The sequence below is a fragment of the Cytobacillus pseudoceanisediminis genome (genome assembly GCF_023516215.1).
Taxonomy (GTDB): domain Bacteria; phylum Bacillota; class Bacilli; order Bacillales; family Cytobacillaceae; genus Cytobacillus; species Cytobacillus pseudoceanisediminis.
Genome location: NZ_CP097349.1, coordinates 719,800 through 732,446, shown reverse-complemented (window position 1 = coordinate 732,446; position 12,647 = coordinate 719,800). Strand labels below are relative to the sequence as shown.

General features: G+C 40.9%; 16 protein-coding genes and 3 pseudogenes. 5 read left to right on the top strand and 14 right to left on the bottom strand.

Translation table 11 applies throughout. The features are described from left to right. The first annotated feature begins 28 nt into the window (after window positions 1-28). Together M5V91_RS04015 and M5V91_RS04010 are read left to right on the top strand one after the other, a co-directional pair. Window positions 29-205, top strand: coding sequence for a hypothetical protein (locus tag M5V91_RS04015; protein ID WP_157380214.1), 177 nt, complete (start codon window positions 29-31; stop codon window positions 203-205). A 117-nt stretch (window positions 206-322) separates the two neighbouring features. Beyond that, window positions 323-565 (top strand): DUF2164 domain-containing protein, encoded by a 243-nt coding sequence (locus tag M5V91_RS04010; protein WP_019382696.1) that lies wholly within the window; start codon window positions 323-325, stop codon window positions 563-565. Window positions 566-714: 149 nt separating this feature from the next. Here M5V91_RS04010 and M5V91_RS04005 read toward each other — a convergent pair whose 3' ends face one another. Next, window positions 715-843 (bottom strand): hypothetical protein, encoded by a 129-nt coding sequence (locus tag M5V91_RS04005; RefSeq protein ID WP_256815919.1) that lies wholly within the window; start codon window positions 841-843, stop codon window positions 715-717. Window positions 844-1,050: 207 nt separating this feature from the next. Here M5V91_RS04005 and M5V91_RS04000 point away from each other — a divergent pair, with 207 nt between their 5' ends. After that, a complete protein-coding gene (locus tag M5V91_RS04000) occupies window positions 1,051-1,539 on the top strand; it encodes a J domain-containing protein (protein ID WP_009333697.1) in 489 nt (162 codons plus the stop codon). Between the two features lie 4 nt (window positions 1,540-1,543). Here M5V91_RS04000 and M5V91_RS03995 read toward each other — a convergent pair whose 3' ends face one another. The 4 genes and pseudogenes from M5V91_RS03995 to M5V91_RS03980 form a co-directional block, all read right to left on the bottom strand. Further along, complete coding sequence (locus tag M5V91_RS03995; RefSeq protein ID WP_284521730.1) at window positions 1,544-1,819, bottom strand: GNAT family N-acetyltransferase; 276 nt, start codon at window positions 1,817-1,819, stop codon at window positions 1,544-1,546. Between the two features lie 233 nt (window positions 1,820-2,052). Beyond that, window positions 2,053-3,294 carry a hypothetical protein gene (locus M5V91_RS03990; protein WP_284521729.1) on the bottom strand — a complete coding sequence of 414 codons (1,242 nt, stop codon included), beginning with the start codon at window positions 3,292-3,294 and terminating at the stop codon, window positions 2,053-2,055. A 134-nt stretch (window positions 3,295-3,428) separates the two neighbouring features. Continuing rightward, window positions 3,429-4,160, bottom strand: a pseudogene (locus M5V91_RS03985) (class I SAM-dependent methyltransferase). Further along, entirely contained in the window at window positions 4,157-4,513 is a 357-nt protein-coding gene (locus tag M5V91_RS03980; RefSeq protein WP_284521728.1) for an NUDIX domain-containing protein, read from the bottom strand. The pseudogene M5V91_RS03985 and the gene M5V91_RS03980 overlap by 4 nt, the downstream one beginning before the upstream one ends. A 305-nt stretch (window positions 4,514-4,818) precedes the next feature. Between M5V91_RS03980 and M5V91_RS03975 the strand changes: the two genes are divergently transcribed. Continuing rightward, window positions 4,819-6,036 (top strand): MFS transporter, encoded by a 1,218-nt coding sequence (locus M5V91_RS03975; protein WP_251267111.1) that lies wholly within the window; start codon window positions 4,819-4,821, stop codon window positions 6,034-6,036. A gap of 52 nt (window positions 6,037-6,088) precedes the next feature. Here the strand turns inward: M5V91_RS03975 and M5V91_RS03970 are convergent, their stop codons facing one another. From M5V91_RS03970 to M5V91_RS03930, 9 genes and pseudogenes are all read right to left on the bottom strand, one after another. Further along, window positions 6,089-6,973: an SDR family oxidoreductase gene (locus tag M5V91_RS03970; RefSeq protein ID WP_284521727.1), complete on the bottom strand. Its 885-nt coding sequence runs from the start codon at window positions 6,971-6,973 to the stop codon at window positions 6,089-6,091. Window positions 6,974-7,343: 370 nt separating this feature from the next. Continuing rightward, a pseudogene (locus M5V91_RS03965) lies at window positions 7,344-7,608 on the bottom strand (YnfA family protein); the annotation flags it as partial. 67 nt (window positions 7,609-7,675) lie between these two features. After that, window positions 7,676-8,401, bottom strand: coding sequence for an MOSC domain-containing protein (locus M5V91_RS03960; RefSeq protein WP_251267113.1), 726 nt, complete (start codon window positions 8,399-8,401; stop codon window positions 7,676-7,678). 198 nt (window positions 8,402-8,599) lie between these two features. Beyond that, a complete protein-coding gene (locus M5V91_RS03955) occupies window positions 8,600-8,704 on the bottom strand; it encodes a DUF2187 family protein (RefSeq protein WP_369425930.1) in 105 nt (34 codons plus the stop codon). 206 nt (window positions 8,705-8,910) lie between these two features. Further along, on the bottom strand, window positions 8,911-9,195 hold the full coding sequence (locus M5V91_RS03950; protein ID WP_019382684.1) for a YrhK family protein: 285 nt from the start codon (window positions 9,193-9,195) through the stop codon (window positions 8,911-8,913). Window positions 9,196-9,271: 76 nt separating this feature from the next. Next, a pseudogene (locus tag M5V91_RS03945) lies at window positions 9,272-9,999 on the bottom strand (ZIP family metal transporter). 119 nt (window positions 10,000-10,118) lie between these two features. Beyond that, on the bottom strand, window positions 10,119-10,709 hold the full coding sequence (locus M5V91_RS03940) for an NADPH-dependent FMN reductase (protein ID WP_071155708.1): 591 nt from the start codon (window positions 10,707-10,709) through the stop codon (window positions 10,119-10,121). Window positions 10,710-10,732: 23 nt separating this feature from the next. Continuing rightward, a complete protein-coding gene (locus M5V91_RS03935) occupies window positions 10,733-11,581 on the bottom strand; it encodes a VOC family protein (RefSeq protein ID WP_251156132.1) in 849 nt (282 codons plus the stop codon). Between the two features lie 17 nt (window positions 11,582-11,598). Then, window positions 11,599-12,003 (bottom strand): DoxX family protein, encoded by a 405-nt coding sequence (locus tag M5V91_RS03930; protein ID WP_019382680.1) that lies wholly within the window; start codon window positions 12,001-12,003, stop codon window positions 11,599-11,601. A gap of 147 nt (window positions 12,004-12,150) precedes the next feature. Between M5V91_RS03930 and M5V91_RS03925 the strand changes: the two genes are divergently transcribed. After that, window positions 12,151-12,456, top strand: a complete 306-nt coding sequence (locus M5V91_RS03925) for a winged helix-turn-helix transcriptional regulator (protein WP_019382679.1) — start codon at window positions 12,151-12,153, stop codon at window positions 12,454-12,456. The last annotated feature ends 191 nt before the right edge of the window (window positions 12,457-12,647 follow it).

Sequence of the window (12,647 nt, the reverse complement as noted above, 5' to 3'; positions counted from 1 at the left end):
TTTTTAACAACTCAAGGAGGTATCCTAAATGTTCATTCTATCTGGAATATTATATCTGGTTCTATTATGCAGCTCGATTCTTGCCTTGTCATCTATCCCTATTTCTCTCTATCCGAAAAAGAAAGCTGCAAACAAAGACATTTATGTAAAAGATTATTACAGCCTTCTCTTTGATGTCTATGGCGATGAATCATCACATAAGTAGTTGGCAGGAACTCTCCATTTTCCTGCTGTACATATTTCTTTTAAAAATAACAGCCTCCCTTTTGATAAAATTTCCGTGTATAGTAACATGTATCCAAAACCGAAAGGAAGGCATGGCATGTTTTTAAAAATAACAAAAGAGCAGCAGCAAAAGATGATCGAGGATATCCAGATTTTTTTCTCTGAAGAAAGAGATGAGGAAATATCTGAGTTCGGTGCAGAAAGGGTGCTGGATTTTGTTAAAGAGTCATTGGCCCCGCATTTTTACAATGCAGCAATTTCAGATGTTAAGCATGTAGTGGAGCAGCAATATGCTTCAATGGAGGATGAAATCCTGACTCTCGAGCGCCCTATAAAGTAATTGTTTGTTGAAGTTTCACTTTACAGCAGTCTAACGGGCATAAGACTCCCTCACTCAAAGGTTCAACTGAGGATGTACGGGAGTCCAGCTGCCCATACGGTCCGATTGGTTCAGCTAACAATCAAACTTAAACATAGGATTTCTTCAACCTATTTTTTATCATTTAATACATCATTCACAAACATGGCAGAGTTTCCGCTCGAATCAAAAAAGATTGTCCACAGCAGAATAAACGGTAAAGCAGCGACCCATACTGCAAATTTAAACATTTTCTTCAATATTATCCCCATCCTTCCTCATCCATTTTTTTACATTATACCAAGATTCCACCTAATTTTCTAATAATTCCAGTTCTTCGAAATGATGGCGTTACCAGTGTAAATAAACTTTAATACTATGTTATCTGCTTGTTATTTTTCTGAAAGTGTTCAGTGATATGATGTTTTTGAATGCTAAATAGATTTTATAGAGAGTGAGCATGAAGCATGAACATTACTGATGCTGTGGCACAATTACATAAAGCTGGAATAAAGGCGAATGGGGCCGACATTGAGCGCTGGATTGAAGAAGGAAAAATGAAAGCGGATCGAAGCCCCAGGAGGCAAATCAGCTACACAATTAAGACGAAGGATCTCAATGATTTCATCATCAAAAAACATGAAGAGCTTTATCAGCAAAAACTAGAAGGGATCCTCGTGCAAGTTAAAGACCTTAAAGGACAAATAGAGATCCTGAATACTAGAGTCCAAATAGAGGAATCCAAAGTTAGATCATTGAAGAAAATGATACAAGCCCAAAATATGATTGCTGATGAAGAAATCAAGCCTGGAAAGCTTCTGGGCTTGAAACCTGATGAGGATATGCAATTGATCCGTAAAGAATTCAAGAAACTGCTAAAAGCCCTCCATCCAGACCGAGGCGGTGATGAAAGGCTTTTTAAGGTATTTAATGAACATTATAAAAACATCATCTAAAATGCTAACCGTTTGATATGGAATATACATACATCTTATTTCCCGCTCTGAGAAATGTTTTTTCCTTTTTCATGCCAGCTTTTTCCGCAACACGGATAGAAGCAAAATTTTTCACATTTATAATGGAAACCAGCTTTTTATATTTTAAGCTTTTAAACCCATATTCCTTACAGGCTAATGCCGCTTCCGCCGCATAGCCTTTTCCCCATTCACGCCTGGCAAACAAATAGCCAATCTCCATTTCTGTAACGCCGCCTGTATCCTGGGGGTAATTCCGCACCGCCCCAAAAACCTGCCGGATGTTTTTCTTCCGCAACCCAAAGGCCCACACCATGCGTCCGATAATTATGCAAGGTCCAGCTGATCCATTCTTCGGCCTGTTCTCTTGTTTTTTGAGCGATAAAATCTCATGGCCACCGGGTCAGAGAAAATTTCCATTAAATGAGACAGATCGCTATTAATCTGTCTGTTTTGATAATAGGAGCAGTCACCCTTTATTCCCCTTTCGCTGCACTAAAGACCGTTTCTTTCCTTTCTAGCAGGCATTAACATTTCAAACTCAAATAAATAGTTCAGGAGCTGGTCAAATTCGTCCGTCTGAAAAACTAATTCCTTATCATTAAATACATAAACAGCAGCATCTGTGATTGCCTCTCCATTTTTTAATGTTAGTGTCTCTTGAATCTCTATATTTTCCACCAGCTTGAAGTCTTCCTTATTTGGAGATTTAAACTGCTCAGTAAAGGCAGATGGTCCAATAGCAAGAATAGAAACCTTTTCAGCATCCTTCGCTAGCCATTTAGCAGCGGAAAAGACCGTGTCAGGAGCTTTTATCACATTGATGTTTTCGATTGCTCGATAGTAAGGGATGTCCTTATTTAGCTGAATCACCTCTAAAGAGATTTTCTGTCCAACTTTAACCTCTTCCATATCTGCAGCAGTAAAAATTTTATCATCCACTTGGATTACTCCTAAATTTCGATCCAGCTTTGTGACTTTTCCCTCTATTGTGCTTTTTTTAGAATACGTATTTTCTTTCATATATTTCAATAACTCTTCTAGAGAAGCTGCGCGAAATACTTCCTTCGTATGATCAAATAAAATATAACTTGGCTCTTCCTTTACTTGTAATTCAAGATAAATATCATTTACATCCTTTAGACCTAATGAATTGCTTGTTTCGAAAAGAAAGTGCAATGGTTCCGAATAGAGTTCATCAATTACATTTTTATCAGTATCTCCAACAATCAGAAGTGAATGATACCCTTTATTCCTTGCCAGATAGTTCTTTTCCGGACTAACCTCTTTAATGTTAACAGGTATGATATATTCAGCCCGCTTGCCATCCTTCCAGTAGGCTTTTATAGAATATATTTCTTTGCGGGATTCGTTTCTTAATAGTGTAAAATTACTATAAAGAGTTTGATAAGGCTCTACTTGAATCCCGCCATTATAGTAATTTCCTCTAGCAATGAAGATGGGCTGCTGATCTTTAGGAAATTCTATGTTAAGATTCTCGCGAAATTCAGCATGCTGATATTCAATCAATTTGGTAAGATCTTTTATCTCCTTCTCAATTTTTCCTGCGTTCCATGTATAAGTGCTTAAGATTGGATGTAACTCCTGCTCCCCTAATAGTACAGTGGGCATTGGCGGTTTTTCTTCCTTGTATACCTTTTGCTTATCTATATAGAACATCGCTAAGAGGATCGAAATAATCGTTATTCCCCACATGATCTTTTTATTCAGCCTCAAACGTTCAGATGACTCCTTTTTCTTCCAGTTCCATATGAGCACCCCTCTCTGATGAATGCTGGCACTTAGTAATTTGATAAAAAACCCCTTATCCCGCCAACAAAGCTGAAAAAAGCCGTCAAGATGACAGCTTGTTATTTCGTACATTCATAAACAGGAAAAGATTGTCCATCTCCGTACCCATCTCTAACTTCATGAACGGCGATTTGCCTAAACCCGTTATCTTTGAGTACTCTATTGAATTCACCTGGATCATAGAGCCGTATAGGAAAATCCATCAATTCTGTTCTTTCTGCGGTTCCTCTCCAACAGCATCATACTTCAGCTGGATATGCAGGATTTTCGTTTCATCATCATAAGCTATTTTTCTATTTTCAATAATGGTCTGCCCCTCTAATTCCTTCCTGTTCGTTTCTGTCCATTCTGCAGCTTCTTCAATTTCATTATCTTTTTCTACAATGGTAAGAAGCATTTTACCGCCTTCATTTAGGGCATTCTTTAAATTTTGAAGACTTATATTTACCAGAGAGTCAGGCAAAAGTGAAAAAGAACCATAAGGGATCATAATTAAATCGTATTTTTTAGCATTATTAAACTCTTCTATCATTTTCTGAAAAACATTAGGCTTTAAGTTTAATTTCCTAGCTTTTTCCTTACAGACTTTCAGCATGTCTTCTGAAATATCAAAACCATCAGTGTCGACGCCATGCTGAATGAAGCATTCTTCCATTTCCGCACATCGGCTCCAATACTTTCATCTTCCTGCCTTTTGCATATGACAGGTAAAAGCTCAACTCTGGACCCTCTGCCATTGATTTATCACTTTCATACATCTTAGTGCAGAGTTCCCCGTAGTAGGCAATCATTCATCTTCCCCCTCCTGCTTTTTATATCCTATCCCTTTCTGGACCGCCCATATGTGGTGACTGTGAACCAGCAATTCTGCTATTCTTTCAGTTTCAATCCACTTTATTGCATGGTCTTCTTCAGTCGGCTCTTGTATTTTATCCGCCAGATTAGCCAGATAAAAATACCCGTCACTTAGCATTGGCCTTTTCTTGGTCTGCGGCAAATAGCTCTTTGCATTACCGATAAAGAATAAATTTGAAATCTCATAGCCGGTCTCCTCCTGTACTTCCCTTTTCAGACATTCGATTTTCCCTTCACCTTTTTCTATTCCTCCGCCTGGGAGAAAGTAATGGCCAGACTGAGTTTGCACAGTTAATACTTTTTCATTTTCCGGGTTGAATATGACAGCGTAAGCACCCTTGCGTATTTTATAATCAAGTCCTTTTTTCGATTCCCGAATATATTGCTCATTCTCTTACCTTCTTTGTATAATGTGCTTTTAAATTCAGCCTTGCTTTCAAATTTGACCAATCATGTATTCCACATTCTTATGTGATTATCCTTTATAAAGAATGCCAAATCAGCAAATTAAAGATCTGAAGTTTCGTATTGCGAATTAAATTCAAAATCTTTAAAATAAAACAGAAAACATCTTTGAAAACTAGGGAGACACGCATGAACCGTAAAATTTTTCTGTATGTAAAAGCTTTTTCCGATTTGGGTACGTTCATGGACCTGATTGCCATTAATGTGCTCATGTATGCGGCCACCGGAAGCTCTGCCTGGCTTGCAGCGACAATGGCCATCAGGACACTTGGCGGCGTTTTATCTAGTCTTTTCTCAGGGGTTCTGGCCGATCGCTTTGACCGCCGAAAAATTATGATTTGGACAGATGTATTCCGGGTAGTCATCATTTTAGGCTTAATACCTTTTCCAAATCCAATCATGATTCTCATTGTCTGCTTCTTTATCGGATTGACATCAAGCTTTTTTGCAGTTAGCTACAGCGCAGAAATCCCTCAGATTTTTGGCGAGGATAAGGTACTTGAGACGAATGCGTTAATTTCCCGATTAACATCTGTCAGTCTGGTGTTTGGTTTTATCGGGGCTGGAGTCATAACTGATTTCCTCGGATACCAGATAACTTTAATCATTGATGCCGCCACATACGTCATTTCAGCACTCGTTTTATTAAAAATGAAATGGCAAACGTCGGAATCGGCTGTGAATAAAAAAATCAGCAGCGGCCTTAAAGAAAAACTGGCCAGCATTGGCAGGGATTTGAAAGAAGTTTATTCGTTTATATTACTTAAACCGATGCTGCTTCTGGTGAATATTGTCTTCCTCTCAGGCGCATTTGCAGGAGCTTCACATAACTTAGGGATTCCGCTGCTCGCTGAAAACATCGACAGCAGCAAACAAAGTTTCTATTACGGGTTGATTTGGGGCGTTTGGGGGATTGGTTCCGTACTGGCAACCATGATTCTGCCAAAGCTGAAAAGCCTGCAGGGGAGCCGTTTATATTATGCTTGTTTTTTTACAGCGATGCTTATGTCAGCAGGATTTATCACCTTCCTCTCAAATAGCAGCTTATGGATTATCCTGCCGTTTGCCTTTTTAACCGGTATTTTTGATGCCTGCTTTACTACTCTGCATGCGACAATCCTGCAAAAGACAGATAATCATATTAGAGGGAGAATTTTTGGAGTAGGCATGCTCTTAAAATCTCTAGGTTTTGCCCTCGGATTCGCTGTCGCTCCTGTTTTATTGGAGTCTTTATCATTATCTAAGATGGTATGGATATTCCATGGGTCCCTGATTACCACAGTCATTCTGGTGATTTTCTTTTCGAGAAAGCCGGTAAAGGCTGAACAGATGGGTCAAAATGTTTAAGAAGGAGAATTTGAGAACGGGCCTTCCCCTTAATCCTGGGGAATGGCCCATTTTATGAGGATGTAATCTGTCCTCCATTAACATGAAGGGTTTGCCCGGTTACAAATCTTGAATCATCTGATGCAAGGTATACAAAAGTTGGCGCAAGCTCAAATGGCTGTCCCTGCCGGTCCATCGGGTTGCCGGCTAATGTGACCTCGTCCGCGGAGAAACTGGACGGAATAAGCGGTGTCCAGAAACGGCCTGGAGCCACCGCGTTTACGCGAATCCCCTTTGCTGCCAAATTATTGGCAAGTGCCCTGGTAAAGCCAACATTAGCTGCTTTTGTCGTGGAATAGTCGATTAATTGCTCATTCCCATAGTATGCGACTACTGATGATGTATTTATAATAGAACTTCCGGCTTTTAAGTATCTAAGAGCTGCCCGCGTTGTGTAAAAATGAGAATAAACATTCACTTTAAAGGTATCATCGAATTGCTCATCCGTAATATCGAGCAGGCTTAATTGCTGGAACTGAATTCCGACATGATTGCAAAGGATATCCAGCCGCCCGAAAGTTTGGATTGTTTTTTCCACAATGTCGGCGCAATGCTCTTTTTCCCTCACATCTCCCGGAAGCAATAAGCAGCTTTGCCCGATTTCTTCGATTCTTGATTTAGTCCGATTCGCATCCTCATGTTCATCCAAATACGAAATTGCTACATTTGCCCCTTCTTTTGCAAAAGCTATTGCCGCCGCAGCACCAATGCCGCTATCTCCTCCCGTGATGAGCGCCACTTTTCCCGCAAGTTTGCCTGTACCAATATAATTGGGATTCTCAATGATTGGTCTCGGAACCATTAGTCCTTCTGTCCCCGGCTGCCGAAATTGCCGCTGCTCCGGTACTGTAATCGCCACTTCTTCATAACGGGTTATTTTCCCATAATTAGGGTGCATGGGATATTCTTTTTCCGATCAGGCATAGAAACCCTCCTAATATTCCACTCCCGACTAAAATATGCGGAAAATGCCCAATTTGTTCTCCCGATATACGGGAATTTGCATCAAACCGTGCAGAAGTGCATAAAGTGAATGGAGAGATGCCGAGGAGGAGAAGGATATGGAGCCGTTTTATTACTCACCGGAAGTAAAATTTTTATTAGTCAGCCAGTCAGATGAAAAAGTGAAGATTATGTATAATTCAAATGCTCAGAGTCTGCGATTGCCAGTGATAGGGATGAGGCCTCCTTTCTATTGTCAACCCACATATAAGCAATACTACCCTGTCATTTAAAATAAAAAGGTATAAAAAATAGCCTTGATGATTCGGTGCGAAGAGGTTCATGGAAGCCACCGCCAGACAAACTAATGCAACATTCCAGTCATATAGATCCGGTGCCTTCTTGTCTATGCCCCTACCCCCTGAGGATGGATAGAACTATAAAAACCCCATTACATGCGGCATACACTCTTCCAAAAAACGGGAAGGCCAGGAATCGCCTTATGATGCCAAAGATGAACCCGCTTTGCCGATTCACCAGGAATAAGCTTACTTCCCATATCCATTCCCAAATTAAATAGCCTCCGCCAATTTCTGCAAAACCAGCCCGTACATATTTTCATTCCCGGAAACATTTATTGCTTCCAGTTTACATGTACTTAATCAAAAAGATAAACCTCATCCCCTGCCGAAATTTCACCTGTTTTCCTGACTGAGGAATACACACCGAAGTGATTATCCCTTTCACTGATAACCTTTTTATGCAAACTGGGATCCATCTTTCCGCTCTCTGGATCTACTGTAATAATCATACACCGTTCGCAATGCCGCTTAACTTGAATCTCAACGCTGCCAATCTTCATTGTCTTCCCAAACCAGCTTTCCTCAATAAAAGGTTCATCTCTTAATAGGGAAATGACTAAATTCGGGCGAAACCGCTGGAAGTCCAGCTTGTCCTTGCCCCACAGCTCCTTCATTCTTTGCAAAGACGCGTCTGTCACTAATAGAATATTTTCTTCTTCAATTGCCCCTTCAGGTACATGGGCAGGACTATATTTCACTGGAGTGATTTTTCTGGAAGAATGCTCTTCCATTTCTTTTAGCAATTCTTTATTATCCCAGGGAATCCGTCTGCCGTCCGGAGTAGTAATTCTTACTGGAGGAAACATGTTCTCATTTTCCTCTCCCATAAACCCTGCTTTATACATGACCATTTCCGGAAACTGAGTAATCGTCAAATACTTCCCCGGCCTTGATTCATCCAGGTAGGCATGGCTGCGATCCCCATACAGGCCATAATTCATTACTTTTGTTTTTTCCACACTTTCCCCGTAAAAGCTTTTCACCGGATAGCGGACAATCTCTTTAACATGTCCTATTAGCACCTTCCACTCCACTCCCTTCAGCCAACAGAAAAACCCATGACAGCGTGTTGGGCTGTCATGGATATCATTTACTGCGGCCGTTTTGTTTGCCGCTTTGCTTTCTCATCCTTGTCCGATTGAATAATCTTTTCACGGACGTCAGGAGGTATGGACGCAGATGTTCTTTTTGGCTCAGATTTCATCTTTAACACTCCCTTTTTATTTAACGACTTTATAGCGCTTGTGGCTGATCACCGTTTTTATGGGCTCATCCTTTTTCGGATTAATTCCAAGCTCAACAATGACTGAGTTATCCCGTACCACGATTACCCTGCCTTTTTTCCTTTTTCAGAACCGCTTAAAATGCTGATCGTATCGCCGACATCCGCTTTTTTCCTTTGCTTACCTTTTCTGTTTCTTCAGTCATCGCCATTCTCCTTTAAAAACTTTTATTTTTTAGCTGGTTTTCGCTATGTCGCTAGTATTGCCGTTTCGCCCTTCCGTAAAACCCAATTCATGTTCAAATGGATTTACTCTCTCTTTGTTCCTGTTATCTTTTTAACATGAAGGTCCTTCAATATATTCAAGCCTGCCCTGATGATCATCATAATGCTTCCTGCAAGGAAAAACGATATCGAAACCGCCTGGCTGACATCTGTTAAAAATAATATACTTCCGATAAAATATAAAACACCCAGAAGCAGATCATTAATAAATGATACTACCCTATATCGCTTTTCAATGATCATTTCGTAGGCGCCTATCTCAATATGCACATCTTCCTGCTGTTCCTTTACAATATTTCTAATCTTCATGAATAACACCTCTGTTTTGTCTTTTCCACATAAGGTGCCAAACATTCATGATATAGGTGTTGTTTTCTGGAAAATTTCAAGAAAAATGATCAAGCACCAATGAAGCCAGCAAACCGATAGCTGCAATGAATCCGGTCATCGGACCACTGTCCTCAAAGGCTTCAGGCATCATCGTGGAAGCAACCATGGCAATAATTGCACCACCGGCAAATCCTGCAATTCCTGATATGACCTCTATTGAAGCTCCATCCAAAAATATGTATCCAGCCATCGAAGCAATTCCCGCAATGACAAATACCGAACTCCAAAGGAGGATCATTTTCTTTTTGAATAGCCGCTCTTTTTCATTCCCGAGGTACTGGAAAGGCCTTCTGGAAAGTTGCTGATAAAAATGGCTGTCACCAATAGAAAACTCACCTTACCTCCTTCAAGCAAACTTGTCCCGATCATGATTGATTCTGGTATGGCATCCATGATGGTCCCCGCAAAAAGGACTATTCCGCTGCTGGCTGCTGCTTTATGGCCGGATCTTTTCCGGTTCTTAGCTCCCCTGTTTGAAATCATGATATCAAACAGGGTAAAGACAATGGCTCCAGCCACAAATCCAATGCCTGTCGGCAGTAAGCCGCCGTTATGGACTGACTCCCCAAGAAGCTCATATGAAGCAGCACCAATCAGGACACCTGTTCCAAATGCCATAATGTAACCAATCATTTTGTTTTGGATGGGCAAATACATGGCTGCCAATGCGCCTAAAAGGACAGCTGATCCAGAGACCCCTCCCCATAGTGCAGCATTCCACATCATGATCACCCCTTCCATTTTCTCTTGTTTCTTTAGTTATTTCCTTTTGATCCTTCCTAAAAACCGCTATTCAGAATAAGATTAAAAAAGCAGAACCTCGAAGGTTCTGCTTATAATCTCTATCTAATGGTTTTTAATGCACCGCTCCAGGATATCACCTGGTCAATCATTGCGTTCACATTATCGAGATGAAGATCTTGAGGTTTAAATACTGTGCCATTTTCAAAATCAGTAAATAATGACAATGTTGGATGCACGCGCACATCAGCTATCATCAATTCACCCATGATTCCGCGCAGATGTTCAGCAGCTCTCGCACCGCCGGTTGAGCCATAACTTACAATTCCTGCAGCTTTATTGTTCCAAGGTTCACGAGCTAGATCAAGTGCATTCTTTAATGCCCCTGTAATACTGTGGTTGTATTCTTGAACGATGAATATAAATCCATCCAGACTGTTAAGCTTCTCATTCCATGCAGCAATTCCCGGTGAATCCGCTTCACCTAAGAATGGCAATTTGAAATCAGCGATATCTATAATCTCATAATTGGCATCCCCGCGTTTATCGGCAATTTCTTTAACCCATGATCCGACCTGAGGGCTAACTCTCCCCTGACGTGTGCTTCCTAAGATAATCCCAATGTTTAATTTCTCGTTCATTTTTTGTTCCTCCTTAGATTTTCTTCCAAATAATTGATTTAAAAAACCCATTACTCACACCACCTGATGACAATTTAAAATCCTAAAACAATTCGATTCCCCGAAGGGTCTTCGGTAATCACCTGATTATTTTCAACTGCTGCAGCCGCACCTATCTTTTTCAAATTTCCCACGGCCTGATCCCTGGCTGCTTCATTTTCAAAAATGAGTTTGAAGGATTGAAGCCCGACACTATTCGATGAAGGCTGCGGGGCTCCTACTCCATTCCATGTATTCAAACCAATATGGTGGTGATATTTTCCGCTCGAAATGAAAAGTGCCTGTTTGCCATATCGGCAGACTGCTTCAAATCCCAGCCCCTCTGTGTAAAACGTTTCGGTATTCGCCAGTTCAGCCACATGCAAATGGATATGCCCCATGACCGTACCGCCGGGCAGTCCTCTCCAGGACTGCTGCTGCCCAATTGACAGCAGATCAGGGAAGTCCAGGGGATCAACAGTCATATTTACTTCCCCGTTTTTCCATGTCCATTCGGAAGGGTTACGGTCAGTATAGATTTCTATCCCATTGCCATCAGGATCCGAGAGATAGAGCGCTTCGCTGACCAGATGGTCGGAAGATCCAAATTGCAGCCCAATCTCGACGAAATGACGCACGATCTTAGCCAAATCAGAACGCTTTGGGAGGAGCAGGGCGAAATGATACAAACCTGTTGTTCTTCCCAATGCAGGTTCAACATTTTCCGGCTGTTCGATGGTCAGTAAGGTACTATTGCCATCTGCAGTAAGCTGGGCAGTTCTGTCAGTCTTTGTTAACACTTTAAAGCCAATTGCTTCTTGATAGAAGGCCAGTGACCGTTCCAGATCCTGTACTTTCAGATTGACTTGAGCTACAAAGGTAATCGGTTTTTGATGAAAGTTCATGTAAATTTCTCCTCTCATTAGTTTGCCTTTGATTGTGTTAATTTGCTCCCAAGAGACAGTGGTGATTCCTTTGCTAATACAAAATAGATCGATGCAGCAAGCAAGATTAAATCTAATTCATATCCTGTCATTTGGCCGTTCCCAAGCAGGCCAGCGGGCAGCTTAGCAGTAAAGATAGCTCCCAGCATGATGAAAGCAAATAGTACAGAAACCATTTTTGTACCAATGCCCAAAATAAGCGCTATGCCTCCTGCCAGCTCGATTACAGCAACGGCATAAGCCATAAAACCAGGAATACCGATACTATCGAAGAAACCGGCAGTATTGCTTATTCCTCCCTGAAATTTTGAAAATCCATGAATAAAGAAAATAAATCCTAAAATCACACGCAGAATGAAATGACCTAATTCGTTTTTGTTCATGTTTTCCTCCTTGAATCATATGTTAGTTACTTACTTTATGTAAGTTAGTATAATATTGATATTTGTTTTCGTCAAGTAATCATTTTATAAAAAGTGATTTAATTATTTCTAGTTTATGACTATAATAAGAAACAAGGAGTGATTATTATGGAAAAGTCGCTAATTTGTCCAAGATTTGAAAAAGCCATTGGCATATTGAGCCAGCGCTGGACCGGATTGATCATTTATCAATTGCTTAACGGGCCGCAGCGGTTCTGCAGTATAGAATCCTCTATCGGGATAAGCGGCAAAGTTCTTTCAGACCGGTTAAAGGACCTGGAGAATGAGGGGGTCGTAAAACGCGAGGTTTACCCTGAAACTCCTGTTAGAATCGAATATTCCCTGACAGAAAAGGGCCTGGCCATGGAGCCGCTGATGAAGGAAATAGAAAAATGGTCGCAGAACTGGTTATAGGCTTAATTTATATATATATCAAAAAAGAGTCTTCCCTATTTGGAAGACTCTTTTTTGTGTTATCTCTTTGATCGTGTTTATTCCTATTTTGACTGGCGAGCGAGTTCGGACTCATCCTCTCAGAATCTTTCTTCTTCTGTCCGAAGGGGGCCGTGTTCGGACTCATTCCCTCGGATTCTTGCTTCTTCTGT